The sequence below is a fragment of the Stenotrophomonas sp. 610A2 genome (assembly GCF_030549615.1).
GTDB lineage: Bacteria > Pseudomonadota > Gammaproteobacteria > Xanthomonadales > Xanthomonadaceae > Stenotrophomonas > Stenotrophomonas pigmentata.
Genome location: NZ_CP130832.1, coordinates 3,450,245 through 3,477,011, shown reverse-complemented (window position 1 = coordinate 3,477,011; position 26,767 = coordinate 3,450,245). Strand labels below are relative to the sequence as shown.

General features: G+C 61.9%; 23 protein-coding genes, 1 tRNA gene and 1 pseudogene. 14 read left to right on the top strand and 11 right to left on the bottom strand.

Features of this window, described 5'->3' with window-relative positions; genetic code table 11:
* Window positions 1–144: 144 nt before the first annotated feature.
* Window positions 145–426 carry a hypothetical protein gene (locus Q5Z11_RS15545; RefSeq protein ID WP_303747227.1) on the bottom strand — a complete coding sequence of 94 codons (282 nt, stop codon included), beginning with the start codon at window positions 424–426 and terminating at the stop codon, window positions 145–147.
* A gap of 174 nt (window positions 427–600) precedes the next feature.
* Here Q5Z11_RS15545 and Q5Z11_RS15540 point away from each other — a divergent pair, with 174 nt between their 5' ends.
* Window positions 601–948: a Rieske (2Fe-2S) protein gene (locus tag Q5Z11_RS15540; RefSeq protein ID WP_303747226.1), complete on the top strand. Its 348-nt coding sequence runs from the start codon at window positions 601–603 to the stop codon at window positions 946–948.
* A gap of 183 nt (window positions 949–1,131) precedes the next feature.
* Here Q5Z11_RS15540 and Q5Z11_RS15535 read toward each other — a convergent pair whose 3' ends face one another.
* The 4 genes from Q5Z11_RS15535 to thiS all read right to left on the bottom strand — a co-directional run bounded on the left by Q5Z11_RS15535 (window position 1,132) and on the right by thiS (window position 5,254).
* Window positions 1,132–2,979 carry an SLC13 family permease gene (locus tag Q5Z11_RS15535; RefSeq protein ID WP_303747225.1) on the bottom strand — a complete coding sequence of 616 codons (1,848 nt, stop codon included), beginning with the start codon at window positions 2,977–2,979 and terminating at the stop codon, window positions 1,132–1,134.
* 124 nt (window positions 2,980–3,103) lie between these two features.
* Window positions 3,104–3,856 carry a tRNA (guanosine(46)-N7)-methyltransferase TrmB gene (trmB, locus tag Q5Z11_RS15530; RefSeq protein WP_303747224.1) on the bottom strand — a complete coding sequence of 251 codons (753 nt, stop codon included), beginning with the start codon at window positions 3,854–3,856 and terminating at the stop codon, window positions 3,104–3,106.
* Window positions 3,856–4,650, bottom strand: a complete 795-nt coding sequence (locus Q5Z11_RS15525; RefSeq protein ID WP_282272409.1) for a thiazole synthase — start codon at window positions 4,648–4,650, stop codon at window positions 3,856–3,858. The genes trmB and Q5Z11_RS15525 overlap by 1 nt, the downstream gene beginning before the upstream one ends.
* A gap of 403 nt (window positions 4,651–5,053) precedes the next feature.
* Window positions 5,054–5,254, bottom strand: coding sequence for a sulfur carrier protein ThiS (gene thiS / locus Q5Z11_RS15520; RefSeq protein WP_303747223.1), 201 nt, complete (start codon window positions 5,252–5,254; stop codon window positions 5,054–5,056).
* Between the two features lie 178 nt (window positions 5,255–5,432).
* Between thiS and Q5Z11_RS15515 the strand changes: the two genes are divergently transcribed.
* From Q5Z11_RS15515 to rimK, 3 genes are all read left to right on the top strand, one after another.
* Window positions 5,433–7,220, top strand: a complete 1,788-nt coding sequence (locus Q5Z11_RS15515) for an autotransporter outer membrane beta-barrel domain-containing protein (protein WP_303750067.1) — start codon at window positions 5,433–5,435, stop codon at window positions 7,218–7,220.
* Between the two features lie 319 nt (window positions 7,221–7,539).
* Window positions 7,540–7,613 (top strand) — tRNA-Gly (locus Q5Z11_RS15510).
* Window positions 7,614–7,760: 147 nt separating this feature from the next.
* The gene (gene rimK, locus Q5Z11_RS15505) at window positions 7,761–8,636 is read left to right on the top strand and encodes a 30S ribosomal protein S6--L-glutamate ligase (RefSeq protein WP_303747222.1); all 876 of its coding nucleotides are present in this window, start codon (window positions 7,761–7,763) and stop codon (window positions 8,634–8,636) included.
* A gap of 85 nt (window positions 8,637–8,721) precedes the next feature.
* Here rimK and Q5Z11_RS15500 read toward each other — a convergent pair whose 3' ends face one another.
* On the bottom strand, window positions 8,722–8,889 hold the full coding sequence (locus tag Q5Z11_RS15500) for a hypothetical protein (protein ID WP_303747221.1): 168 nt from the start codon (window positions 8,887–8,889) through the stop codon (window positions 8,722–8,724).
* A gap of 191 nt (window positions 8,890–9,080) precedes the next feature.
* On the opposite strand from Q5Z11_RS15500, the gene Q5Z11_RS15495 reads away from it, so the two are divergent.
* Both Q5Z11_RS15495 and Q5Z11_RS15490 read left to right on the top strand, forming a co-directional pair.
* Window positions 9,081–9,758, top strand: a complete 678-nt coding sequence (locus tag Q5Z11_RS15495) for a response regulator transcription factor (RefSeq protein ID WP_303747220.1) — start codon at window positions 9,081–9,083, stop codon at window positions 9,756–9,758.
* Window positions 9,751–11,091 carry a sensor histidine kinase gene (locus Q5Z11_RS15490; RefSeq protein WP_303747219.1) on the top strand — a complete coding sequence of 447 codons (1,341 nt, stop codon included), beginning with the start codon at window positions 9,751–9,753 and terminating at the stop codon, window positions 11,089–11,091. The genes Q5Z11_RS15495 and Q5Z11_RS15490 overlap by 8 nt, the downstream gene beginning before the upstream one ends.
* A 154-nt stretch (window positions 11,092–11,245) precedes the next feature.
* On the opposite strand, the gene coaE is transcribed toward Q5Z11_RS15490, so the two are convergent.
* The 3 genes from coaE to Q5Z11_RS15475 are packed head-to-tail and all read right to left on the bottom strand — an operon-like array spanning window position 11,246 to window position 14,052.
* Complete coding sequence (gene coaE / locus Q5Z11_RS15485) at window positions 11,246–11,863, bottom strand: dephospho-CoA kinase (RefSeq protein ID WP_303747218.1); 618 nt, start codon at window positions 11,861–11,863, stop codon at window positions 11,246–11,248.
* A gap of 55 nt (window positions 11,864–11,918) precedes the next feature.
* Window positions 11,919–12,785: a prepilin peptidase gene (locus tag Q5Z11_RS15480; RefSeq protein WP_303747217.1), complete on the bottom strand. Its 867-nt coding sequence runs from the start codon at window positions 12,783–12,785 to the stop codon at window positions 11,919–11,921.
* Between the two features lie 7 nt (window positions 12,786–12,792).
* On the bottom strand, window positions 12,793–14,052 hold the full coding sequence (locus tag Q5Z11_RS15475) for a type II secretion system F family protein (RefSeq protein ID WP_303747216.1): 1,260 nt from the start codon (window positions 14,050–14,052) through the stop codon (window positions 12,793–12,795).
* A 510-nt stretch (window positions 14,053–14,562) separates the two neighbouring features.
* Between Q5Z11_RS15475 and Q5Z11_RS15470 the strand changes: the two are divergent.
* The 4 genes and pseudogenes from Q5Z11_RS15470 to pilB all read left to right on the top strand — a co-directional run.
* A pseudogene (locus Q5Z11_RS15470) lies at window positions 14,563–14,662 on the top strand (prepilin-type N-terminal cleavage/methylation domain-containing protein); the annotation flags it as partial.
* Window positions 14,663–15,116: 454 nt separating this feature from the next.
* Window positions 15,117–15,461 carry a prepilin-type N-terminal cleavage/methylation domain-containing protein gene (locus Q5Z11_RS20755; protein ID WP_405051613.1) on the top strand — a complete coding sequence of 115 codons (345 nt, stop codon included), beginning with the start codon at window positions 15,117–15,119 and terminating at the stop codon, window positions 15,459–15,461.
* A gap of 144 nt (window positions 15,462–15,605) precedes the next feature.
* On the top strand, window positions 15,606–16,388 hold the full coding sequence (locus Q5Z11_RS15460; RefSeq protein WP_303747215.1) for a sterol desaturase family protein: 783 nt from the start codon (window positions 15,606–15,608) through the stop codon (window positions 16,386–16,388).
* A gap of 166 nt (window positions 16,389–16,554) precedes the next feature.
* A complete protein-coding gene (gene pilB / locus Q5Z11_RS15455) occupies window positions 16,555–18,285 on the top strand; it encodes a type IV-A pilus assembly ATPase PilB (RefSeq protein ID WP_303747214.1) in 1,731 nt (576 codons plus the stop codon).
* A 140-nt stretch (window positions 18,286–18,425) separates the two neighbouring features.
* On the opposite strand, the gene Q5Z11_RS15450 is transcribed toward pilB, so the two are convergent.
* Both Q5Z11_RS15450 and Q5Z11_RS15445 read right to left on the bottom strand, forming a co-directional pair.
* Window positions 18,426–19,841 (bottom strand): sigma-54-dependent transcriptional regulator, encoded by a 1,416-nt coding sequence (locus Q5Z11_RS15450; RefSeq protein ID WP_303747213.1) that lies wholly within the window; start codon window positions 19,839–19,841, stop codon window positions 18,426–18,428.
* A 58-nt stretch (window positions 19,842–19,899) separates the two neighbouring features.
* Window positions 19,900–21,525, bottom strand: coding sequence for a sensor histidine kinase (locus Q5Z11_RS15445; protein ID WP_303747212.1), 1,626 nt, complete (start codon window positions 21,523–21,525; stop codon window positions 19,900–19,902).
* 260 nt (window positions 21,526–21,785) lie between these two features.
* On the opposite strand from Q5Z11_RS15445, the gene sucC reads away from it, so the two are divergent.
* The 4 genes from sucC (at window position 21,786) to Q5Z11_RS15425 (ending at window position 26,435) form a co-directional block, all read left to right on the top strand.
* The gene (gene sucC / locus Q5Z11_RS15440) at window positions 21,786–22,955 is read left to right on the top strand and encodes an ADP-forming succinate--CoA ligase subunit beta (RefSeq protein ID WP_057629765.1); all 1,170 of its coding nucleotides are present in this window, start codon (window positions 21,786–21,788) and stop codon (window positions 22,953–22,955) included.
* Between the two features lie 21 nt (window positions 22,956–22,976).
* On the top strand, window positions 22,977–23,852 hold the full coding sequence (sucD, locus tag Q5Z11_RS15435; RefSeq protein ID WP_012511927.1) for a succinate--CoA ligase subunit alpha: 876 nt from the start codon (window positions 22,977–22,979) through the stop codon (window positions 23,850–23,852).
* A 563-nt stretch (window positions 23,853–24,415) separates the two neighbouring features.
* Window positions 24,416–24,796, top strand: coding sequence for an endonuclease domain-containing protein (locus tag Q5Z11_RS15430; RefSeq protein WP_303747211.1), 381 nt, complete (start codon window positions 24,416–24,418; stop codon window positions 24,794–24,796).
* A gap of 1 nt (window position 24,797) precedes the next feature.
* On the top strand, window positions 24,798–26,435 hold the full coding sequence (locus Q5Z11_RS15425) for an NAD+ synthase (RefSeq protein WP_303747210.1): 1,638 nt from the start codon (window positions 24,798–24,800) through the stop codon (window positions 26,433–26,435).
* Window positions 26,436–26,767 lie beyond the last annotated feature (332 nt).

The window sequence follows — 26,767 nt, the reverse complement described above, 5'->3', positions numbered from 1 at the left end:
GTCGGTAAAGCCTTTGTCGAGCATGGTTCGGCAGAAGCTTTCGCTCCCTCCCTTTCGCGCAGCGAAGGGGAGGGTTGGGGAGGGGTAGGCTGTTGGCTGTCTGGTAAAGCCCCTGCCGAGCATGGCTCGGCACTACAGAAAAGCTCAGCGCGCTTGTGGCAGGGCGGCCTTGCGGACTACGCGGTATTCGGCATCGACCACGGTCGGGTCGGCCTTGCGCACGGCGCGGGCCTTGCGTGCTGCCAGCAGCTTCCACGCGATGCCGCCGAGGATCATGGCTGCACCAACGAAAATACCGCCAACAATCAGCACCGCAAGGATTGCGATGCCCAGCAGGCCCAAGGCAATGCGCACCAGCGGGTTGCGCGGTTTGCGCGGTGCGAACAGGTTGCGCAGCTTGGCGAATTGGACGTAACGGATATTCATGAAAGTTGGATGACGTTGAGTCTGCCGTCGAGTATCAGGGGCGCAGAGGGCAATTGCGTGAAGTTGTCGTTAATCGCTGTCTGAATAGGGGGCTGGACAAGGGCGTGAGTCAGCTTCGTTTTGGGTCACGTCTGCCCATGCGACAATGGCTGGCTTACTTGTATCGGTGTTCCAATGTCCAGCGCCATCGCTTCCGGAATCGAACTTTGCCCGCTTGAGGTCGTGCCTGACCAGGGCTTCCATGCGGTGGTGGCGGTGATTGATGGCGACGCCGAGACGCTCGTGCTGTACCGCGAAGGCAACTCGGTGCGCGCATGGTTGAATGTCTGCCCGCATGCAGGGCGCGCGTTGGATTGGGCACCCGGTCAGTTCCTCAAAAGCCGCGAAGGGCATCTTGTGTGCGCGGTGCATGGCGCTTCATTCGAGCTGGAAGGCGGTATCTGCGTGGCTGGCCCGTGCAAGGGCGATTCGCTGCGCGCGGTGCCGGTATCGGTAGCGGATGGCAAGGTGTTGCTGGGCTGATGGATTCCGCAGGTCTTGCCGCTTCTGTGGGAGCGACGTGAACCGCGAAGCCAGGAATGTCGCAAGGCTTGGGGTGTTTGATGGAAACCGCTGTCCGCTGTATGGCGGGTGGTTTTCGGGTCCTGGCGTTGGCCGGTGCAGTGACTTCGCAGCTTATGCCGCTCCTACAGGTTGCCGAGCCTTTCAGAACATGATGTTGATCATGATCACCACGATCACGGTGTAGAGCAGCGACAAGGGGCCGCCTACCCGCCACATCTCACGCGGGGTGTATTTGGCCGGGCCCATTGCCATCGAGATCACCGGGTTGGACGCGGTCATCAGGTTGTTGGATGCCGACAAGGCGACGATCAGGGCGAACGCGGTGGGATTGCCGCCGGCAGCCAAGGCCAGGTTGACTGCGATCGGCACCATCACGATGGTCGCACCGACATGGCTGATCACCAGTGAGAATGCGGTGGTCAGCAAGGCCAATGCGATCTCCAGCACCCAGACGGGAATGCCGGTAGGCAGTTTGTCGATGGTGTGGCCGGCGATCCATGCCGCCGCGCCACTGCTGTCCATCGCCCAGCCCAGCGGAATCAGGCCGGCCATCATGAAGATGGTCTTCCAGTTGATCGCCGCATAGGCCTCGTCCATGCGCAGCACGCCAGTCAACAACATGCCGGCCACGCCGGTGAGCAGGGTCAGGGCGACCGGCAAGTGCGAGGTGAGCGCGATGATGATGGTCAGCGCGAAGATCGCCATCGCGATCTTGAACTTGTGCGGGCGCTGCTCGCCCTTGGGGTAGTCAGTGACCACCACGAAGTCGCGGCTCTCGGCTGCGGTGGCCAGGTCCTGCCAGATGCTGTGGAAGACCAGCATGTCGCCGGCGCGTAGTGGCGTGTTGCGCACGTCCTCGCGGATCACCTGCTTGTCGCGGTTGATCGCCAGCAGGCTGATGCCGCGTTCCTTGCGCAGGCGCAGTTCGCCGGCGGTCTTGCCGATCAGGCGCGAGGTAGGCGGTACCACTGCTTCGGAAATGCCAGCGCGGGCCGGATTGAACAGATCGCCCAGCTGCTTCAGCCGCGAGGACATGCGCAGGAACTGGTTCTGCGCGAAGTCCGACACCTGCCGGCGTGGACCCATCACGCCCAGTGCGCTGCCAACCCAGATGCGCATGTCCGCCGGTGGCGACAGGCGCGTGTCATCGCCGGTTTTCAGCGCAAGGAACAGCGGGGCGTCGAACAGGTTTTCAGCCTCGCCCACGGTCATGCCGACCAGAGGACTCTCGGCGGTGACCAGCAGTTCGAAGACATCGCCTTCAATGCCGTAGGCCTTGGCAAAATAGCTTTCGGTTCGGGCCGGGGCCTGGCCGTCTTCGCTTTCGGTTTCTTCTTCCTGCAGCTTGCGGCTGCCGTAAAAACGGAAGTACAGCAACGAAGCGATCAGCAGCGCGATACCAATCGGCAACGGCGCGAACATGCGCAGTGGTTCGATGGTGGCGGTGCCGGAAGGCAGGTTGTTGTTGGCCGACATCAACAAGTCGTTGAGCAGGATCAGCGGCGAGTTGCCGACCATGGTCAGTGCGCCACCCATCACGATGGCGGCGGAAATCGGCAGCAGTTGGCGTTTCAAGGTGAGTGCGGTGCGCGAGGCCAGGCGCGAGGCGACCGGCAGGTACAGCGCCATCACCGACGGGTTCTGCATGAACGAAGAGTTCAAACCGGCGGTGGCAGTGGTCAGCAGCAGCAGCCGTTGTTCCAGTCCATGCGAACGCCGCAGCAACCAGCCGGCGAGCCGGTTCAACGCGCCGGTGCGGTCCAGGCCGGCACCGAGAATGGTGGTGGCGATGATGCTCATCACCGCGTTACCGGAGAAACCGCCGAAGATTTCTTCCGGGGCGATCAGGCCGGTGACGCCCAGCACCACCATCACCACCAAGGCCACCACGTCGGCGCGGATGCGCTCGAACAGGAACATGGCCATCGTGAAGCCCACCAGCCCGAGCACGAGCTTCATATCGGTGGTGAGCGTCAGCGCGGTATCCATCAGGGCAGTGACTTCAAAGGGGAGAGCTGGGACGGTTTGACAGTGCAATCTGCCATCGACGCTGCGCAGGCAGCGTGTTCGGCAATCTCATGGAGGCGTGCAGCTGTCATCGCGTCCTCATCACTCAGCTTGCGTCCGTATTGCCGGGCTTGTCATACAACAGATCCCAGACGCCATGGCCGAGCTTCTGGCCACGGGTCTCGAAGTGGGTCTGCGGGCGCCAGTCCGGACGCGGCACCGCGCCACGCGGGCCGGCGCGGTTGACCAGGCCGGGCGTGGCATCGAGCACGTCCCACATCTGCTCGGCATAGTCTTCCCAGTCGGTGGCGCAATGCAGGCGGCCGCCAACGCGCAGCTTGCGCACCAGCAGTTCGGCAAAGCCTGGCTGCACCAGACGGCGCTTGTTGTGGCGCTTCTTGTGCCAGGGATCGGGGAAATAGATGCGGATCTCATCAAGAGCGCCGTCGGCTACTTCCTTCTCCAGCACCTCGACTGCATCGTGGTGGTAGAGCTTGACGTTGTCGGCGTTGTCATCGGCCAAGGCATTGAGCAGGCGGCCGACGCCCGGAGCGTGCACCTCGATGCCGATGTAGTCCTTGGAGGTATCGAACTGGGCGGCGTAGCGCAGTGCGGCGCCGTTGCCGAAACCAATTTCCAACACCTTGGGTGCGTCACGGCCGAAGGTGGCCTGCAGGTCGCGTGGTTCGCCATTGAAGTCGATGCCGAAGCGCGGCCAACGGTCGTCGAACGCGCGCTGCTGGGCCGGGGTGAAGCGGCCCTGGCGCAGCACGAAACTGCGGATCTCGCGGCGGCCTTCGGTCACGGTGAAGGGCTTGGGCGGTGCCTTGGAGCCCGCGCTGTCAAAAGGATTGGTCATCAGCCGATCAGCCCATCAACGGGAGAGGAGGCGCTGGCGTAGCGCTTGCGCGGGATGCGGCCGGCGAGGAAGGCCTCGCGGCCAGCTTCCACCGCCTTGCGCATGGCGCTGGCCATCAATACCGGGTTGCGAGCGCCGGCAATGGCGGTGTTCATCAATACGCCGTCGCAGCCCAGCTCCATGGCGATGGCTGCATCCGAGGCGGTGCCGACGCCGGCATCGACGATGATCGGCACCTTGGCGTTCTCGATGATCTCGATCAGGTTGTACTTGTTCTGGATACCCAGGCCGGAACCAATCGGCGCGGCCAGCGGCATCACCGCGGCGCAGCCGATCTCCTCCAGGCGCTTGGCCAGGATCGGGTCATCGGAGGTGTAGACCATGACGTCGAAGCCATCCTTCACCAGTTGTTCGGCGGCCTTGAGGGTAGCCATCACGTCCGGGTACAGGGTCTTCTGGTCGCCCAGCACTTCCAGCTTGGTCAGGTTGTGGCCGTCCAGCAGTTCACGCGCCAGGCGGCAGGTGCGCACCGCGTCTTCGGCGGTATAGCAGCCAGCGGTATTGGGCAGGATGGCGTAGCGGTCCGGCGGCAGCACGTCGAGCAGGTTGGGCTCGCCCGGGTTCTGGCCGATGTTGGTGCGGCGGATGGCCACGGTGACGATCTGGGCGCCAGCGGCTTCAGTAGCCAGGCGGGTTTCTTCCAGATCCTTGAACTTGCCGGTGCCGGTCAGCAGCCGGGAGGAATAGGTTTTGCCGGCGATGACCAGCGAATCGGTGGGGACATTTGCATTCATGCCTGAATTATCACCCATCCCGCCGATCTGTAGTGCCGAGCCATGCTCGGCAGGGGGGCGAGCCAGGGGTGTAGTGCCGAGCCATGCTCGGCAGGGGCTTTCCATAATGTAGTGCCGAGCCATGCTCGGCAAAGGGCGTCACCGGTAATGCCCCAGCGCAGCATGGCTGCGCTCTACAGCTGGAGCCGGCAGCTGGCTGCTGTTGCTCCCTCCCTTTGCCGCAGGCAAGGGGAGGGCTGGGGAGGGGTTGGCTTTTGTGCCGTTTGTGGATTGCCAGCTTCGCGGCTTACGCCGCTCCTACGTGCATTGCCGGGGATGCCCCTGCCTCGGCACTACCGATGCCCTGCAGAGATCGCTGGGGGGCTTCTGCCGAGCATGGCTCGGCACTACCTTGTTGCGGGGCTTAGCCGCCGCCCAGTGCGTGCACTATTTCCACCACGTCACCGTCCTGCAGTGTGTGGTTCGCATGCTGGCTGCGCGGAATGATGTCGCCGTTTACCTCGACTGCCACGCGGCGCTCGGCCAGGCCTTCGGCGACCAAGAGTTCGATCAGAGTAAGGGAGGGCTGCAGCTGGCGCGGTTCGCCATTGAGATGGATGTTCATGCCGCCATTCTCGCCAGACCCGTCGCAAAAGCCCAGCCGACAGACAGTTTGCGGCGGCGCAGCGTGTGTGTCTTGCGCAGTAATGAAAACATAACAACGTGCGGCAGCGTATGTCTGGCCGCTTTCCCCTACCCAGGAGTTCAACATGTCTCTTTCCCTTCGCCCGCTGCGCGCCGCCGTGGCTGTTGCCATCGCCTTGGCTGCGGCGCCGGCCATGGCGCAGTCGCCGTATTCCAAGACGGTGTTCTTCGGTGACAGCCTGACCGATACCGGCTACTTCCGTCCTTTGCTGGTGAAGCAGGATCCGAATGCTTCGTTGGTCGGCCGTTTCACCACCAACCCGGGCTGGGTGTGGGCGGACTACATCGCTGACCAGTACGGTACCAATGCCAGCCCCAACGGCAATGGCCAGACCGGCGACAACTACGCCGTTGGCGGCGCCCGCGTGGGTGTGGATGAAGTCGGTGTGCTGGGGCCGACCCCCTCGATGAAGACGCAGATGGCTACCTATCTGGCGGCGAACGGTGGCAAGGCTGATGCCAATGCGCTGTACACCGTCTGGGGCGGCGCCAACGATCTGTTCGCAGTGCAGGCTGCGCCGGCCCAGGCGCAGGCCATCATCGGTGCGGCGGTGACCGACCAGATCGGTATCGTTGGCACGCTGAAGGCTGCTGGTGCGCAATACGTGATGGTGCCGACCCTGCCGGATATCGGTTTGACCCCGGCCTCGCGTGCGGGCGGCGCGGTTGGCATGGCGCAGGGCACCGCCCTGGCCAAGACCTACAACAACGCCTTGTTCGGTGGCTTGAAGCAGGCGGGTCTGCAGGTGATTCCGGTGGATACCTTCAGCATCCTGCAGGAAATCGTCGCCAACCCGAGCACCTACGGCTTCAACAATGTCAGCAACATGGCCTGCACCTCGGCCTCGTCGCTGACCTGTTCGCCGCTGAGCCTGGTAGCGCCGAATGCCAACAACACCTATGTATTCGCCGATGGCGTGCATCCGACCACGGCTGCCCACCAGATCCTTGGCCAGTACGCCATCTCGGTGCTGGAAGCGCCGCGTCTGCAGCAGATCCTGAGCCATTCGGCACAGACCACCGGTCGCGCCCGTGCCGATCAGGTTGGCGCGCACCTGGGTTCGCGTCCGGCAGATGGCCTGAGCTGGTGGGGCAATGTGCGCGGCGACATGCAGCGCTATGACCATGCCGATCTCTACGATGGCCTGGCACCGGCCGGTCTGTTCGGTGTGGATTGGGCGCGTGACGGCATGGTGCTCGGCGGTTTCGCCGGCTACGGCCGCATGGATGCCGATTTCGGCAACAGCAAGGGTGACTTCACCCAGGATGACACCACCCTGGGCCTGTTCGCGGGCTGGTACGGCGAGCGCGCCTGGGTCAATGGCCAGTTGAGCTACAGCTGGTTGGGCTATGACGTCACCCGCAAGGTGCAGCTCGGCCCGGCTACCCGTGAGCACAAGGGCTCGCCGGACGGCAGCAACCTGACCGCCGCGATCAATGCAGGCTACGAGTTCGGCCAGGCCGGCGGCTTCCGCCATGGTCCGGTAGCCGCCGTGGTCTGGCAGAAGGTGAAGCTGGACGGTTACGTTGAAAGCAATACCAGCGCGACCGCGTTTGGTTATGCCGACCAGGACCTGGATTCGACCGTTGGCCGCATCGGCTGGCAGGCCCGCTTTGATGGTGGCGGCGTGAAGCCCTACGTGCAGGTCACCTACGACCATGAGTTCGAAGACGGCAAGCAGGCCAGTGCCTGGTTGCAGACCATGGCTGACGTGGGCAGCTACAAGGTGCCGGGGCTGGAATTCGACCGTAATTACGTCACCGCGGTGCTGGGCGCGCGTTTGAACCTGTTCGGCCTGGAAAGCAATATCGGCTTGAGCACCACCACGATGCAGAAGTCCGCGCGTGATGCCACTGTGTTCGCCAGCTTCGGCGGCAGCTTCTGAGTTGCCGTAGTAGCAAATAGCTAGGTGTTGTGTGTGGGAGGCGGTGTCGCATCTGCGGCATCGCCTCTTTTTTTTGGGGGGAGTGCATGAAGTGCTTGGTAAGCTGGCGGCACTGTAGCCCGGATAAGCGCAGCGCACCCGGGGTTGTTGTCATGAGGTTCCGGTCCCCGGGTGCGCTGCGCTTACCCGGGCTACGGCACTGTTTCCGGCATTGATCGGCACGCAGAACTGCCCGGCAAGGCCTGCTTTGGAGCCGGAAACGCGCAGTCTTGGACATTGCTTTGTCCCTGCGTGGCGCATAGACTTCAGCCTCGCCAAAGCGGGCGTAGCTCAATGGTAGAGCTGTAGCTTCCCAAGCTACTGACGAGGGTTCGATTCCCTTCGCCCGCTCCATTTTTGGCGGATTGTCGGGGAATGCACGCGGCGCTGCGGTGGGTCTTGTTTACCCGTCCATGAAGGCCCTGCCAACACCACGATTCAGATCATCCGGAACCGGTAACGCCGCGATATGCTGCGCGCCTACCGACCATTCCCGCCGCGATGAAACTGGCCATTCTTTCCCGTAATACCAAGCTGTATTCGACCCGCCGCCTGGTCGAAGCTGCACGCAGCCGCGGCCATACCGTGCGCATCCTCGACCCGCTGCGCTGCTATATGCGCATCACTTCCAGCGGCTTTGGCATGCACTACAAGGGCAAGGCCCTGACCGGGATAGACGCGGTGATCCCGCGCATCGGTTCCTCCATCACCCGCTACGGCACAGCCGTGCTGCGCCAGTTCGAAATGATGGGCGCACGTACCCCGAATCCTTCCGATGCGATCCTGCGCGCCCGCGACAAGCTGCGCGCGCATCAGTTGCTGGCGGCCAAGGGCATCGACATGCCGGTGACGGTATTCGGTGACAACCCCGACGATACCGACGACCTGCTGTCCATGCTCGGGCCGCCACCGCATGTGGTGAAGCTCAGCGAGGGAACGCAGGGCAGGGGGGTGATCCTCACCGAGAAGCTCAGTGCCTCCAAGGGCACTGTCGAGGCCCTGCGTGGCTTGTACGCCAACTTCCTGGTGCAGGAATTCATTGCCGAGGCCCAGGGCGCGGACCTGCGCTGTCTGGTGGTGGGCGACCAGGTGGTGGCGACCATGCGCCGGCAAGCGCAGGAGGGGGACTTCCGCTCCAATCTCCACGCCGGCGGCGTTGCCGAACGGGTGGTGTGCAGCAAGGCCGAGCAGCAGGTAGCCATACGCTCGGCCAAGGCGCTGGGGCTGGGCATTGCCGGCGTCGACCTGATCCGCTCCAAGCGTGGACCGCTTGTGCTGGAGGTCAATTCGACCCCAGGGCTGGAGGGCATCGAGGGGGTTTCCGGGGACGATATCGCCGGGCGCATGATCGATTACGTGACCAGCCTCAAGCGCTGAGGGCCGGGATGCAATTTCTTTGCATGGTTTTAACAAGCCTTTAATCCGGCTGGTCCTAGCCTGTTTCCACTGTGCCCAGCCCTCCTCAGTGGGTCCGGTGATCGGGAATTTTAAGGCCCTGGCGGTTTTCGTCAGGGCCTTGTTTTTGTTGGGGTTTCGTTGGGTTGTTGCGGATGTTAAGCGGCGCTAGAGTGATGATCGGCATGGGCTGGCCGACGGTGATTTCGGCAGGGTGTTGGGCAGGATGATTCATGGCAGTGGCGATTCCCGCTGCTACGCGTGCCTGGCTTGCGCCGGAGTGAGTTGCGGGTTCGGTAGCTTCAATCGAGCATTGTTGAAGGCTTTGTGCAGGATTGTGAGAAGTTAATGCAGCCTGTGGTGTAATCCATTGCAAGCGAGCCCCCCGGGGGCGTTTGCACTTCCAAAAAAAAGGTAATCGCACACGTGCGCATTCTTGTAATCGAAGACAACAGCGACATTGCCGCCAATCTTGGTGACTACCTTGAGGACCGTGGGCACACGGTCGACTTCGCCGCCGATGGCGTGACCGGCCTGCATCTGGCCGTGGTGCACGAGTTTGATGCGATCGTGCTGGATCTCAATCTGCCGGGTATGGATGGCATCGAAGTCTGCCGCAAGCTGCGCAACGATGCGCGCAAGCAGACACCGGTCCTGATGCTTACCGCACGTGACTCGCTGGACAACAAGTTGGCCGGTTTCGATTCCGGCGCCGATGACTACCTGATCAAGCCATTCGCACTGCAGGAAGTTGAAGTGCGGCTCAATGCGTTGTCGCGACGCGGCAAGGGCGCACATACCCGCGTGCTGGAAGTGGGCGACCTGGAATACAACCTGGACACCCTGGAAGTGCGTCGCCAGGCCAAGCTGCTGCAGCTCAACCCGACCGCCCTGAAGATCCTGCAGGCACTGATGGAGGCTTCCCCTGCGGTGGTTACCCGGCAGGAGCTGGAGACCCGCGTCTGGGGTGAAGAGCTGCCGGATTCGGACTCGCTGCGCGTGCACATCCATGGCCTGCGCGCCGTGGTGGACAAGCCCTTCGAAGTGCCGATGATCCAGACCCGCCACGGTATCGGCTACCGCATCTCCGCACCCGATGCCTGAAACAGGTCTGCCTGAGGCCGTGCGCAGGCGCGGGCGTTACCGTCGACGCCTGCGCAGCCGCATCATCGTCTCCTTCGTACTGCTGGGCTTCTGCCTGACGACGCTGTTCGCCTTCGCGACGAACTGGGCGCGCATGCGCGTGGAAAACCAGCTGGTCGAGGATGTGATGAATCGCAATCTCGATGCCTCCTGGCAGAGCTATATGCGCAGCGGCGGCACCGATGTGGTTGCACCGGTGCAGCAGATGCGCGCCTTCCTGTTCCGGCCCGACAAGCTCGACAGCCTGCGCCGTGACTATCCGGAATGGGAGGGGCTGAAAGACGGCATCCACACCATCAGTGGTGAGGATGCCGAAGGCAAGCCTTTCTCGTACAAGGTAGGTGTCCGCAAAACACCGGATGCCTGGTTCTTCATCGCCTATGACATGGGGCAGGCGCTACGCGGTGAGCAGCAGCTCAATCGCGCGCTGTTCCTGTCGGTGATCATCTTCAGTCTATTGTCGTGGGTGTTGGGCTGGTGGTCCGCTTCAAGGGTGATGCGGCCAGTATCCGACCTGGCATCACGGCTGCGCGCATACCGTGGCGGTAATACGCATCCCGAACCCTTGGCGCCCCGCTTTCCGGATGACGAAGTCGGGCAGCTGGCCGAGGCTTTGGATGACTATTCCGAGCGGCTGACCGAAGTTGTCCAGCGCGATCGCGAGTTCAACGCCGACGTGAGCCACGAACTACGCACGCCGCTGGCGGTGATCCGTGGCGCTACCGAACTGCTGCTGACCCGCCCCAACCTGGATGACAAGGTGTTGCAGCGCCTGCAACGCATCCAACGTGCCGAGCAACAATGCAGTGACTTGATCGGCTCGCTGTTGCTGCTGTCGCGCAACGAGCGCGCACAGGGCAGCAGCAATGTCGCGCGAGTCGCCGAGCAGTTGCTGGAATCGCACCGAGCCCAGCTCGGTGGCAAGCCGCTGGAGCTGGTGCTGGAAGGCTCACGCGAGCTGGTGATCGACGCACCAGAGTCCGCCTTGTCGGTTGCCTTGGGCAACCTGATCGGCAACGCGGTGAAGTACTCGCAGGAAGGGCGGGTGCTGGTCCAGGTAGGCATGAATGGCGTGGAGGTGATCGACAACGGTCCGGGGCTGAGCGAGAAGGACGCGGCCAGCCTGTTCCAGCGCGGCTACCGCGGCACCCACGCGGGGCATTCGCAGGGCGGCGGCATCGGCTTGTCGATTGTCAGCCGTCTATGCGCGCTTTATGGCTGGCAGGTGGATATTCGCCCAGGCAAGGAGCGTGGGGTCATCGCAACGCTGACATTCGCGCCGGAGCAGGGTTGAGCCTGAGTCGTAGAGGTAGAGCCGCGGCTGCGAGGCTTAAGGCTCGCAGCGCTTCAGTACGGCCACACTTCAGAACCGCAAGGCTGTAGCCCCTCTCCCGCCCGCGGGAGAGGGGTTGGGGTGAGGGCGCTCTCCGCGGGACAGCATGCAAAACTCAGCGCACAATCCCAGCAAGCTCCCGATACCGCAGATCCAAGGCTTCAATACACGCCTGCAACGCATCAGGATGCCTATCATTGACGATCACATCGTCAGCCAGCGCCAAACGCTGCGAGCGGCTCGCCTGTGCCTGGATCATGCGCTCGGCCAAGGCCGCGTCGATGTTGTCGCGGCTGAGCAGGCGCGCAAGCTGCACCTCCTCTGGCGCGTCCACTACCAGGATGCGCTGCAGCCACGGATAGCTGGCTCGGCCGCCAACCTCGGTAAGTAAAGGAATCGCTGCAATCGCATAAGGGCTTTCAGCTGCTTCGCAAACCTCACGCACCCGCGCACGAATCGCAGGATGCGTAATTGCCTCCAGTGCCCTGCGCTCATCGGGATTGGCAAACACGCGCTGACGCAACCAAGCCCGATCCAAACCGCCATCGGCCTGCAGAACCTCGGCGCCAAACAACTCGGCAATCGCAGCTAGGCCAGGGCTGCCGACAGCGACGACTTCGCGTGCTGCAATATCCGCATCCGCCACGGCAATGCCCAGCGCCTCGAAGCGCCTGCTGACTTCACTCTTGCCCGAGGCGATGCCGCCGGTCAGTCCGACGATGAAGCTGCTCATGCAATGACTCCAAAACAACAATGGCCCTTGAAGGGCCATTGTCGCTTGTGCTGCCTTATTGCTGTAGCCCTGACAGGCGCATGTAACCGCCTATCATCTGGTCGCCCCACATGAAGACCAGCCAGCCGGCGATGGCCAGGTAGGGGCCAAACGGGATTGGAGTAGCCCGATCGCGGCCGCGGGAATACAGCCAGATCGAGCCGACGATGGCGCCGACCAGTGAGGACAGCAGGATGATCGGCAGGATGCCCTTGAGCCCGCACCAGGCGCCCAGTGCAGCCAGCAGCTTGAAGTCACCGTGGCCCATGCCTTCCTTGCCGGTGAGCTGCTTGAACAGCCACCACACCGTCCATAGCGACAGATAACCGACCGCCGCGCCAATCAGGGCAGGCTTGGCTGGCATGTAGAGGTTGTCCATGCTTCCAATCAGGCCCAGCCACATCAGTGGCAGGGTGAGCTGGTCGGGCAAAAGCTGGGTGCGCAGATCGATACCGGACAGCGTCACCAGGAAGCAGCTCAGCACGATCGCGCCAAAGCCCTGCCAGCCAAACCCGAACTGCCAGACGCTGGCCAGCACCATCAAGGCGGTGACCAGTTCCACGATCGGGTACTGGATGGAGATGGGGGCCTGGCAATGCCGGCACTTGCCGCGCTGGATCAGCCAACTGAACAGCGGGATGTTCTCGTACCAGCTCAGCTTGTGCTTGCAGTGCGGGCAGTGCGAAGGTTCGACCACGATCCCCGGCGGCGGCGGCTCATAGATATCGGGAAGCTCGAGGATTTCGCGAGCATCCCGCTTCCACTGCCACTCCATGCGCTTGGGCAAGCGCAGGATCACCACATTGAGGAAGCTGCCGATCAGCAGTCCCAGTCCGACCGCGGCGGGATAGCCGAGGCCGGGATGCTGGTCGAGAAATGCCATTTGCTAATTATCCAACAACAGACGCGAGCTTGAAGATCGGCAGGTACATGCCGATGACCATGCCGCCAACGACGGTGCCGATGAAGACCATGATCAAGGGCTCCAGCAGACTGCTCAATGCGTCCACCGAATTGTTGACTTCCTGCTCGAAGTACTCGGCCACCTTGAACAGCATCGTATCCAGCGCACCTGCCTCTTCGCCGATGGCGGTCATCTGCACCACCATGTGCGGGAACAGGTTTACCTGCTTCATCGCCATGTTGACCGGGTAGCCGACGGATACGTCGTCACGCATGCGCAGCACGGCATCCTCGTAGGTCTTGTTGCCGGTGGCGCCAGCAACAATGCCCAGTGCTTCCACCAGCGGTACGCCGGCCTTGAAGGTAACGGCGGTGGTGCGGGCAAAGCGGGCAATGGCGCTGTTGTGCATGATCTGGCCGATCACCGGCACCTTCAAGATTAGGCGATCAAGCGTGTACTGCATCTTGGGCGAGCGCTTGTAAAGGTAGGTCACTCCAACAATGACGCCGACTGTAACTACCAGAAGTGCCCACCACCATTTCACCATGAAGCGGGAGGCGGCCACGATCATCTGGGTGAATACAGGTAGGTCGGTACCAAAGCTCTTGAAGATGTCCTCGAACTGGGGGACAACCCACACAAGCAGTACGGAGCTCACCAGGATAGCCACTGCTACCACCATGGCCGGATAGAACAGCGCCTTCTTGATCTTGCCTTTCAGCGTCTCCAGGTTTTCCTGGTAGTTGGCGATCGTCTCCAGCACGGTTTCCAATACACCGGCGCCTTCGCCAGCTCGTACCAGGTTGCGATACAGTTCGTCGAACTGCACCGGGTGCTTGCTGATGGCCTCGTACAGGGACGAGCCGCCTTCCAGATCGGCGCGAACCGTGCCCACCAGTTTGGCCATGCGCGGGTTCTTGTGGCCGCTGCCGATGATCTCCAGTGCGCTGACAATGGGCACGCCTGACTTCATCATGGTCGCCATCTGGCGGCTGAAAAACGCAATGTCTTTCGGTTTGATCGGTTTGCCGGCGGCACCGAACAAGGGCTTGGGCTTGGGCTTGACCACGGTTGGGCTGATGCCCAGACGGCGTAGCTCTGCTTTCAGCAGGTTCGCATTCTTGGCGTCCTGCTCACCTTTCATCTTCACACCGCGTTTGTCTGTTCCCTCCCAGACAAACGGTTGCATCAGGCTGGTGCTGCGCCCAACCGGCTCTTTATTGATCGCGTTGCGGGTGACGGCCATTTTCTCTCCCCGTCCAGCCATCCCCAGGCCGGACAACCTAGGCATGGTAGCTCGTCAAACGGTTGTAGGCACAGTCTGGTGGCAAGCTTTTTTGGCGGCCAGGTCACATTGCAGTTTGCCGGCTGGATGTTGGGCTGGTGGCAGGCGCTATCCGGGGTCGGTGGAAGTCGCGGTTCCGGTCGGTAGGCTGGTGTGGAGGGTTCTTCCCTGGCTCTGGCGCTGTTCAATGCGGCCACTTCAGGTGGATCCGCGCGGGGAGGGGCTGGACACCCCTCCTCTCCGCGAATGAGTGTTGCGGGATTGCGTCATAAAGTGACGCGATTGGTCACCTTGTGGAGCTGTTCCTGAATCGTGGCAGTGGGGCTTCCCTTCTCCAGCGATGCTGCCATCATTACCCACGGGGAGCAGGGGGCTGTTGGAAGGTTGGCACGCAATCTGCTTTGTAACCCCATGCGAGCAGGCATGTGTCTGCAACCATGTTCACAATCCAAACCTCTAGGGGATGTACTCATGAAGAAGCAACAGGGCTTTACCCTGATCGAATTGATGATCGTGGTTGCGATCATTGCCATCCTGGCAGCTATCGCTCTGCCGGCTTACAACAACTACCGTGTCAAGTCGGCTGAAAATGCCTGCCTTGGTGAGGCAAAGGCGTTTGTCAATTCCTATGTGGCTGCTGTGCATGCGGAAATGACTCCGCTGCCGACTCACACCGGTCCGGCTTGCGACGCTGTGACTGCGACCTCTGCTCTGGTAACCGCAGCTCCTGGTACCTTCACCACTTTCACCCCGAAGGATCCGGGCGTGAAGACGGTTGGTTGCGATTTCGCGAACGCCACCTGCAGGATCAATGCTGCCGCAGCGCCGACTCCGTAATCGGGGATGCCTGAGATCTTGAGGTTGATTTGAACTTCAAGGTTCATGGGCTAAAAAGCCCCGCGAAAGCGGGGCTTTTATTTGGCTTTACTACATGCGGTTGAGATTGTTCGGCACTGCTTGGGTACTTGGGTGGCCGGGGCTTCGAAAAGTAAAAGTCTGCGATCAATGAGACAGGGGGTGTCATCATGCAGTTGCACAAATCAGCGGGTTTTACGCTTATCGAGTTGATGATTGTCGTTGCGATCATTGCCATCTTGGCGGCAATTGCGTTGCCTGCGTACAACGCATATCGCGTTGGTGCCGCCGAAAGCGCGTGTCAGGCGGAAATGAAGAACTACGCAAGTTTTGCGTTGGCCACAATCCATAATGGCGAAGTGCCTGAGTCTGCGCCGAAGAAGGCGTGTGCGTCCGCTGATGACGCTACGGTAATTGGGGCAAGTATAGTCGGGACGCCACAGGCGCCGGGCGTCAAGACAACCCGGTGCGATATGAGTTCCGGTAATTGCTTTATCGCTCCCGTTGTTCCCTAGGCCTTTGGCTCGACTTGCGAGCCGTCTCTGGGAGCCACAGAAGAATTCCGATAACAGCGGTGACCCAAGCCATCTTTGGTATTGTCCGATGATGGTCCATGCGTTGAAGGGGGAGTGGAAATGGGGCGTGAGTGGTACATCCGAATGCTGTTGGATGGCGTTTTAGGTGTATTGATGCTTGGCGCGCTTATGCTTTGCTTCTACCTTTGGATCAACAGGCTGCGTCTCCGCACCAGTCTCTCGGCGCTGAGGGTCAAATCGGTCGGATTTAACTTCCGAGTTTGTGCGCTTGATTTACTTCTTTTCTCCGCGCCGATCGCCATTGTCGCCAGTTTGGGAGCTGAAGCAGGTGCTGTTTTCGGGTTAAAGCTATTCCTGCCTCCGCCGGCTTCCTGGTGGGGCTTGGGTGTTTGCGGCTTCGTGGCGATTTTTGTTGGCGATTTCATCGCCTACTGGCGACACCGGCTGGAGCATTTTGGTTGGTTCTGGAAGGCGCATGTGATGCATCACAGTGATCGTCACATGAACTGGACAACGATCTATCGTTTTCATCCAATCAATCGGGTCACGACGACGTTCGTGGATGGTGCTTTAGTCGCCCTGGTTGGATTCCCCTGGTGGGCCGTCGCACTCAATGCTGTGGTCCGGCACTACTACGGGGCCTTCGTGCATATCAATCAGCCTTGGACGTTGGGCGGGCTGGGAAAGATTCTGGTTTCCCCTGCGATGCATCGTTGGCATCATGTCCTGGAGGGCGAAGGTGTTGGAAAGAACTTCGCTTCTGTTTTCTCGATATTCGACCGAGTGTTTGGTACGTACTACTGCCCTGGGCCATGTAATGCCGAACTGGGAGTGCCAGGGGTCGGGGATGGCGAGTTGATCCGGCAATACGCGCTGCCATTCAAGGTCAACGACAACCCTGGTTGAGGTGGCTGCGGGGTGCGGCATGGCGCGGCACCGTTTCTGCTCTACAGCTATAGACAGGGTGATCTGCGGGGAAGGAAGGCTGTAGGTTCAATTGTCGCCCCGGGTCTCCATGTGGGTAGCACCCTGCGTACAATCTCGCTGTTACCGTCCGATCTGGGGATCCGCCATGAACACCGCCATCACCGCCAACCTGGTTGGAATCACCGGCATCGCCCGTCGCCTGGTCCAGGACGGAGCGCTGGAAGAATCGGTTGCACGTTCTGCGATGGCGCAAGCCGCCGAGGCCAGGGTGCCATTGGCGCAGTGGCTGGCCGACAAGAAGCTGGTGAGCGCCTCGCACATGGCCGCTGCCAACGCCATGGAGTTCGGTATGCCGCTGCTGGATGTATCGGTCTTCGATACGAACCAGAGCGCGATGAAGCTGGTCAGCGAGGAATTGCTGCGCAAGCATCATGTGCTGCCGCTGTTCAAACGCGGCGGCAAGTTGTTCGTCGGCACCAGCAATCCGACCCAGCAGCTCGACGAGATCAAGTTCCAGACCAACCTGGTGGTCGAGCCGATCCTGGTTGACGAGGAGCAGATCCGCCGCACTTTGGACCAGTGGTTGGCCAGCAGCGACTCGTTGGGTGATGGCCTTGGTGGTGACGATGAAGGCATGGGAGACCTGGATGTCTCCGCCGGTGACGAGGACATGGGCGGCGGCGGCGACACTGGTGTTGATGCCAAGGGTGACGACACGCCGGTGGTCAAGTTCGTCAACAAGGCCTTGGTGGATGCAATCCGCAAAGGCGCGTCGGATATCCACTTCGAGCCCTACGAAGACGATTACCGCGTTCGTTTCCGTATCGATGGCCTGCTCAAGACCGTGGCCAAGGCACCGGTCAAGCTGAATCAGCGTATTGCTGCGCGCCTCAAGGTCATGTCTCAGCTGGATATCGCCGAGAAGCGCGTGCCGCAGGATGGCCGCATCAAGCTCAATCTGTCCAAGACCAAGCAGATCGACTTCCGCGTAAGTACCTTGCCAACCCTGTTCGGCGAAAAGATCGTGCTGCGTATCCTCGACGGCAGCGCCGCCAAGCTGGGTATCGACAAGCTGGGTTATGAGCCGGACCAGCAGAAGCTGTTCCTGGAAGCCATCCACAAGCCTTACGGGATGGTGCTGGTCACCGGTCCGACCGGCTCGGGTAAGACGGTGTCGCTGTATACCGCGCTGGGTATCCTCAATGACGATACCCGCAATATCTCCACGGCCGAGGATCCGGTGGAAATCCGCCTGCCGGGTGTGAACCAGGTGCAGCAGAACAACAAGCGCGGCATGACCTTTGCGGCGGCGCTGCGTTCGTTCCTGCGACAGGATCCGGACATCATCATGGTCGGTGAAATCCGCGACCTTGAGACCGCGGAAATCGCGATCAAGGCCGCACAGACCGGTCACATGGTGCTGTCCACGCTGCATACCAACGATGCGCCGCAGACCATCGCCCGCTTGATGAACATGGGCATCGCGCCCTACAACATCACATCTTCGGTGACGCTGGTGATCGCACAGCGTCTGGCGCGGCGTCTGTGCAGCAATTGCAAGCGGCCGCAGCAGCTGCCGGAGAACGCGCTGCTGGCCGAAGGCTTTACCGCCGAGCAGATCGCCAAGGGCATAAACCTGTATGAGCCGGTGGGTTGCGATGAATGCACCGAGGGCTACAAGGGTCGTACCGGTATCTACCAGGTGATGCCGATGACCGACGATATCGCGGCGATCGTGCTGCAGGGTGGCAATGCGATGGATATTGCTGCGGCCGCGCAGAAGATCGGTATCAACGATCTGCGGCAGTCGGCGTTGGTGAAGGCAGCGCAGGGCACTACCAGCCTGGCTGAGATCAATCGCGTCACCAAGGACTAAGTCCCGGATGTAGTGCCGAGCCATGCTCGGCAAGGGTTTTGCAATTGTAGTGCCGAGCCATGCTCGGCAGAGGCTTTACCGGTAATGCTTCTGCCGAGCATGGCTCGGCACTACAGTCGGCCTGCCGGTAATGCCCCGGCTTACTCCATGCCCAGCTTTTTCAGCTTGTAACGCAGGGCGCGGAAGGTGATGCCTAGCTGGGCGGCGGTCTTGGTCTTGTTCCAGCGATTCTCTTCGAGTGCCTTCTGGATCACCGTGCGCTCCATCTGCTCGATGTAAGAGGGCAGGGCGGAACTGGCGGGGTCGATATCGACGACCGCTTCCTGCACGGCGACGGTCGCACTGGCCGCAATGGCAGGACTGTCAGTGCTGGTCGCAGTGCGTTGGGCTGCACTCTGAGGCTGCGGCAAGCGCAGGTCACTGGCGTCGATGCAGTCGCTGTCCGCCAGGGCCAGTGAACGCTCCAGAATGTTTTCCAGTTCGCGCACATTGCCGGGGAAGGAGTAGGCGTCCAAGGCCTCCAGTGCCGAAGCTGCCAGTTGCGGTGGCTTTTGTCCCTGCGCCTGCGCCAGGCGGTTCAGGATGGTGCTCGCCAGTTGCGGCAGGTCGCCGCGGCGCTCGCGCAGCGGTGGTACCCGCAATTCGATGACATTGATGCGGTAGTACAGGTCGTGGCGGAAACGCCCGTCCTGGACCAGGGTGCCAAGATCCTTGTGCGTCGCCGAGAGGATGCGCACATCCACGGTGACCTCGGTGGCCGCACCGACCGGGCGCACCGATTTTTCCTGGATTGCCCGCAGCAGCTTTACCTGCATCTGCAGTGGCAACTCGGCCACTTCATCAAGGAACAGGGTGCCGCCATTGGCTGCCTGGAACAGGCCGGGTTTGTCGGCATGGGCGCCGGTGAAGCTGCCCTTGCGATGGCCGAAGAACTCGCTTTCCATCAGCTCGCTGGGGATGGCGCCGCAGTTGACCGGGATGAAGGGGCCAGCCGCGCGCGCGCCCTGATCGTGGATGGTGCGGGCGACCAGTTCCTTGCCGACGCCGGATTCACCCAGGATGTAGACCGGCGCCTGGCTGCGGGCGACCTTGCTGATGGTTGCCCGCAGCTCATCCATGGCCGGTGAGCCGCCAAGCAGGCGGGTGGCGCTTTCCGGTGGTGGCGGGGTGCTGGGGCGGGCTTCGTTGTTCAGTTCAATGGCGTGCCTGACCAGGCCGCGCAGCACATTGATGTCCACCGGCTTGCTGACGAAGTCGAAAGCGCCGGCTTTCAGTGCTTCCACTGCCAGATCCATGCTGCCAAAGGCAGTGATCATCGCCACCGGGGTGGCGGGATGGTCGCGGGTTATCTCGGTTACCAACTCGATGCCATTGCCGTCGGGCAGGCGCATGTCGGTCAGGCACAGGTCGAAATGGTTGCTGGCCAGCAGTTCCCGGGCTTCGGCGAGGTTGGCGGCGGTGCTGATCCGCAGGCCCATCCGGCCGAGGGTGAGGACCAGGAGTTCGCGGATGTCGCGTTCGTCATCGACGATCAGGGCGCTGTGTGTTGCGTTCATGAATGGAACGATAGCTGAGGTGGATGCTTGTCTACAAACGATTGCATCGAAGATTGGATCATTGGCGCCCGCTGCGGTCGAATGCGGCTTTCGGAATGCTCAAAGTCAGCCGGAAACACGCACCGCCAGCGGGAATGGACACGTAGTCCAGCTGGGCCTGGTTGGCCCGGCAAAGCTCGCGGGCGATGTACAGCCCCAGCCCGGTGCCATGCTCGGAGGTGGTGTAGAACGGCCGGAACAGCTGGGTGGCGATGGCATCGGGGATGCCGGGGCCACGGTCCATCACGTCGATGACGGCATTGCGCTCGGCCGAGGCGACACGGATGCGGATACGTGCCGGTTCGTCGGCGATGCGCCCATATTTGAGGGCGTTGTGAACCAATGCCGTCAGCACCTGGTGCAGGTGGCGCGGGTCCATCATGGCCATCACCGACGGCTCGCGGATCACCGCCTCCAGGCTGTCATTCTCCAGTGACAGGGTCTGCCGGTACTCGATGACGAAGCGGCGGATGAAGGCGGCCAGGTCCAGGTTTTCCGGGTTGGCCCGTTCGCGCCGGGCTAGGGCGAGCACGCTCTCGACGATGCCGTTGGTGCGGTGGCATTGCTGGTGGATGATCTGCAGCAGGCGGCGGTCGGCCTCGCCGATGTCTTCGGATTCTTCCAGCAGCTGGGTCGCATAGTTGATTGCCGCCAGCGGGTTGCGGATCTCATGGGCTAGGCTGGCCGAGAACCGTCCGAGCGTGGACAAGGTCAGCGATTCGGCCCGCCGCGAGACCACCGTGGTGTCGTCAAGGAAGATCAGTGACATGTCGCTGTCGGCCAGCAGGCGGGCGAAGCGGGGCAGTACTTCGGCTTCTTCCGGTGCCAGCTGCAGAGGCTGTTCGTCCTCGTGCCAGCCATTGCGCCAGCGCTGCAGGCGCCGCGCCAACTCCGGGGACGCGACCGCCAAGGCGACCCGTTCGGTGGCCAGTGCGCCTTCCATGTCGCCGAGCAGGGCGGTGGCCGCTTCGTTGGCCAGGGTTATCTGGCCGTTGGTGTCCACCACCAGCACGCCGGTACGCATGCGGCGGATGATCAGTTCGTTCACCTCGAACAGGTTGGCTACCTCGGCGCCGCGCTGATCCGCCAGTTGCTGCGTACGGCGGGTGCGGCTGCCGATCTGGTAGGCGATGAAGGCCAGCGCGAGGTAGCTGGTGACGAACATTGCCAGCTCGGCCAGCGTGCGCACGTTGTCGCTGCCTTCGAAGGCCTGCCACACGTATTCGGTGACGCTGGCGGCGGCGGCCAGCAGGGCCAGCAGCATCGCCCGCGACAGCGGCAGCAGCAGCGCGGCCGCCGCGATATTGAACAGCAGTGACATCGAGATGCCGGCGCTGGCACCGGGCAGGGCATGGCTCAGCAATGTCGCGGCGGCGATATCGACCAGCAGGCTGCCAAACACGATGGGTTGCAACCAACGCTCGTTGCGGCCCCAGGCCAGCAGCGCCAGCGATACCAGCAGATAGAGGATGGTGACGGCTTCGGCCATCTGCAGCTGGTGCGCCTCGCCTGCGAACGGCGTCAGCGGACTGAAGACCAGCGCGGCCAGCAGGGTGGCGATCAGCACCCGGTACAGGGCGAAGAAATACAGCTCGCGACGCGGTATCGATTCGATGCGGTCGATGAGCGAGGTGCTGGGGGCCAAGCCGGAACTCCTATCCAAGCGTTAACCCACCAAGTATAGGTGCGCAGGGGCTGCCGCACGACACGCGTTCGGCGCCCCCTATTCAGAGACAAGTTGCTGAAAAACCGCCAGAAAACATGCCGGCCTTGGCCATTTGTACAGACTTCTTTGCGCCCCGGCGCTGGCTCGGCCACAATAGTGGGCCCGCCGCGGTCCCTGCCGGCGCCCCAAGCCGGGGCCCGAGGAGATGCGTGCGGTCGTTCCTATTCCCACGGTGACGCATGAATTTCCACGAGTACCAGTCAAAACAACTGCTTGCCGAATACGGCATCCCGGTCCCGGCCGGCAAGGTCGCTGCGACCCCGGACGAGGCTGTAGCTGCTGCCCAGTCGCTGGGCCAGGGCCCCTGGATGGTCAAGGCTCAGATCCACGCTGGCGGCCGCGGCAAGGCTGGCGGCGTCAAGTTCTGCAAGACCACCGACGACGTCAAGGCCGCTGCTGCCAAGATGCTCGGCACCAAGATGGCCACCTACCAGACCGCTGGCGTTGAACTGCCGGTCAACCTGGTGCTGGTGACCACCGCTGGCGAGATCGTCAAGGAACTGTACCTGTCGGTGCTGGTTGACCGTGGCACCAAGACCATCACCTACATCGCTTCTTCGGAAGGCGGCGTGGAGATCGAGCAGGTCGCCGCTGAAACCCCGGAGCTGATCCACTCGCTGAACGTCGACTTCGTCGAAGGCGTGCAGGGCTACCACGGCCGTGATTTCGGCTTCAAGCTGGGCCTGACCGCCAAGCAGGCCGGCCAGTTCGCCAGCATCATGGTGAACCTGTACCGCCTGTTCAACGAAAAGGACCTGGCCCTGGTTGAAATCAACCCGCTGGCCATCCTGGACGACGGCAACCTGTACGCGCTGGACGGCAAGTTCGACAGCGACGACAACGCCGCCTTCCGCCAGAAGGCCCTGGTCGCCATGCGCGACAAGACCCAGGAAGATCCGACCGAAGTGATCGCTTCGGAACTGGACATCAACTACGTCACCATGGACGGCAACATCGGCTGCATGGTGAACGGCGCCGGCCTGGCCATGGCCACCATGGACGTCATCAAGCTCAACGGCGGCGAGCCGGCGAACTTCCTGGACGTGGGCGGCGGTGCCAACAAGCAGCGCGTCATTGAAGCCTTCAAGCTGATCCTGTCCTCGGACAAGGTCGAAGGCATCTTCGTCAACATCTTCGGCGGCATCGTCCGCTGCGACATGATTGCCGAAGGCATCATCGCCGCCGTGAAGGAAGTGGGCGTCAAGGTTCCGGTCGTGGTGCGCCTGGAAGGCACCAACGTGGAAGAAGGCAAGCAGCTGCTGCGTGACAGCGGCATGGCCATCATCCCGGCTGACAACATCAACGATGGCGCCAAGAAGATCGTTGAAGCTGTCAAGAACGCCGCCTGATACCGACACCAAGGAATTCCAATGTCTGTTTTGATCAACAAGAACACCAAGGTGATCGTGCAGGGCTTCACCGGCCAGCAGGGCACCTTCCACGCCACTCAGATGATCGAGTACGGCACCCAGGTTGTCGGCGGCGTGACCCCGGGCAAGGGTGGCACCACCCATATCGACCTGCCGGTCTTCAACACCGTTGCCGACGCCGTGCAGAGCACCGGCGCCAACGCTTCGGTCATCTACGTGCCGCCGCCGTACGCGGCTGACGCGATCCTGGAAGCCGCTGCTGCCGGCATCAAGGTCATCGTCTGCATCACCGAAGGCATCCCGGTGCTGGACATGCTGCGCGTCAAGAACGTGCTGACCCGTTCGCATCCGGACACCGTGCTGATCGGGCCGAACTGCCCGGGCGTCATCACCCCGGGTGAGTGCAAGATCGGCATCATGCCGGGCCACATCCACAAGCCGGGCAAGATCGGCATCGTGTCGCGTTCGGGCACCCTGACCTATGAAGCGGTCAAGCAGACCACGGAAGTGGGCCTGGGCCAGTCGACCTGCATCGGTATTGGCGGCGACCCGATCAACGGCCTGAACTTCGTTGACTGCCTGAAGCTGTTCAACGAAGACCCGCAGACCGAAGGCATCATCATGGTTGGCGAAATCGGCGGCGACGCTGAAGAAGCCGGTGCCGAGTACATCAAGCAGTTCGTGAAGAAGCCGGTTGTTGGCTTCATCGCAGGTGCCTCGGCTCCGGCCGGCAAGCGCATGGGCCACGCTGGTGCGATCGCATCGGGCGGCAAGGGCACGGCTGAGGGCAAGTTCGCAGCGATGGAAGCTGCTGGCGTTGTCACCGTCCGTTCGCCGGGCGATCTGGGCGCTGCCATCGCGAAGCTGGTCAAGTAAGACTGCGCTTCAGTGATTCGGGAGAGGCCACCTTCGGGTGGCCTTTCTTGTTTTTGGGGTTCGGGCAAGGGGGGGGCAGGGTTAAGACCAAAACCAAAACCAAAACCAAAACCAAAACCGAACAGCTTGCCCTCACCCCTACCCCTCTCCCGCAAGCGGGAGAGGGGACAGTAAAGTCACAGCTACAGCCACATCAAAGCCAAAGCAAGGCAGAAGCCAGAGCCAGAGCCAAAGCCAAAGCCAAAGCCAAAGGCAAAGCCAAAGCCGGAGTCAGCAGGAGCCAGCAGGGGCCCGGAGTAGAGCTGTAGGTAGGGGCGATCTCAAAGTTTTGCGGCTTTGGCTCTGGCTTTGCTGTTGCTTTGCTTTGGCATCGTTGCTGTTGCTGTTGCTGTTGCTTTCCCCTCTCCCGCCTGCGGGAGAGGGGTAGGGGTGAGGGCAAGCTTTTGCTTTTGCTTCTGCTCCTCACGCACCCAGCAAGGAACTATTCCCAAAAAGTTCACCAGCTTCCCCCGATTCCAAACCCCACCCTCGCCAAGCAATCGTCTCCTCACAAGGAGGCGCGCATGCGCAAAGGCAGCAAAACCAATAGCGCCCGAGCCCTGCGTCGGCGCATGACCGATGCCGAGCTGCGCATCTGGTACTTCCTCAGAGGTCGCCACCTGGTCGGCTTCAAGTTCCGGCGGCAACACCCCATCGGTCCCTATGTCGTGGATTTCGTCTGCCTGGAGCAGAAACTGGTCATCGAACTCGACGGCGGCCAGCATGCCTCCGACCCCAATGACCTGCGCCGGGATGCCTTCCTGCAACGCAATGGCTTCCGCGTGCTGCGGTTCTGGAATAATGAAGCCCTGAGCCATACCGCTGCGGTCTGCGAAAGCATCCTGCGTGCGGCATCGGTAACACCAAGCCCCCGCAGGGTGCGGGGCCAAGCAGAAGGTTGTTGATATGTCCGAATCGCTACGCATCGCCCTGGCACAGTTCGATTTCCCGGTCGGGGACGTGGATGGCAACGCCAACCGCATCATCGAGCTGATGCAAGAGGCGCGTGACGAGTACGGTGCCGATGTGGTGCTGTTCCCGGAATTGGCCATCAGCGGCTATCCGCCCGAAGATCTGCTGATGCGCCCAGGCTTCCTGCGCAGCTGTGAACAGGCCTTGGCGCGGGTCGCCGCCGAGGTGCAGGGCATCGTCGCCGTGGTCGGTTGGCCGCAGAGCGCCGGTGCGGTGGTCTACAACGCTGCCAGCGTGCTGCGCGATGGCGCTGTTGCCGCAACCTACCGCAAGCGCGAGCTGCCCAATTACGCGGTGTTCGATGAGCGCCGCTACTTCGACGTGGATCCGGATGGCGGCAACTGCGTGTTCGAGGTCAATGGCATCCAGCTTGGCCTGGTGATCTGCGAAGACCTGTGGTTCCCCGAACCGCTGGCCGCCACCGTCAAGGCCGGTGCCGAGCTGGTGCTGGTCCCCAATGCCTCGCCATACGAACGCGGCAAGCATGCGCAGCGCGATGCGCTGCTGGCCGAGCGCAGCCGCGAGACCGGCGCGGCTATCGCCTACGTCAACACGGTCGGCGGTCAGGATGCGGTGGTGTTTGATGGCGCTTCGGTCGTGGCCGATGGCGATGGCACCGTGCATCCGGCTGCCGTGGCCTTCACCGAAGAAATGCTGCTGGTCGAGTACAACGCCGCCGCGCGCAGTTTCATGCCGCTGCGCTGGATCGATGATGGCGATGAAAGCATGGACGCCTTGGCCTGGCGCGCGGTTACCCGCGGCATCCAGGACTATTGCGGCAAGAACGGTTTCAGCAAGGTGTGGCTGGGCTTGTCCGGTGGTATCGACTCGGCCTTGGTGTTGGCCATGGCGGTCGATGCGCTGGGCGCGGACAACGTCACCGCGGTCAGCATGCCCTCGCGCTACACCGCGGATCTGTCCAATGACCTGGCGGTTGAGCAGTGCCGCGCGCTGGGCGTGAAGCTGGAGACAGTGCCGATCGAACCGGCATTCCAGGGTTTGATGCAGTCGTTGTCGACCATGTTCGAAGGGCAGGCGGCCGATGTCACCGAAGAGAACCTGCAGTCGCGCAGTCGCGGTGTGATTCTGATGGCGCTGAGCAACAAGTTCGGCGGCCTGGTGCTCACGACTGGTAACAAAAGCGAGTACGCGGTGGGTTACGCCACCATCTATGGCGACATGTGCGGTGGTTATGCGCCGCTGAAGGACCTGTACAAGACGGAGGTCTATGGCCTGTCCAAGTGGCGCAATACGGTGGGTGGTGCACCGGTGATTCCGCCGGCAGTCATCGCACGCGCGCCTTCGGCAGAGCTGCGCGACAACCAGACCGACCAGGACTCGCTGCCGGCCTACGACGTGCTGGACGGCATTCTGTATCGCTTCATTGACCAGGAACAATCGCGCGAGGACATCATTGCTGCCGGTTATGCACCGGAAGTCGTTGACCGGGTGCTCAAGCTGGTGCGGATCAGCGAATGGAAACGCCATCAGGCAGCGCCCGGTCCGAAAGTGTCACGGCGCGCTTTTGGTCGCGAACGTCGCTATCCCATCACCAACGGGTATCGCGGCTGACTCTCTTGCAGGTCGCATGGATACAGACAGAAGGGGCCGGAAGGCCCTTTCTGTTTGTTAGGTGTTGGTGGTGCGCTGGTTACAGCGGACATCCAGGTTGCTGCGGGTGACAGGAAATGTGGCGGTATGTGTCGTTGCAAGTCGAATGCTCGCTGGCTTATGGCAATTCGGCCATCGGTGCGCCAGAAAAATATGGACTTTAGACAAATTCCCTACATGTTCCGGGCGCAGGATGGGCTCACAAGAAAACACCGGTTCATCTCTCTCTCCTTGCCACTGCTCCGTCGGTGGCATTTTTTATGCGCACGGGCGCGGCCGAAAGAAGGCTCCTG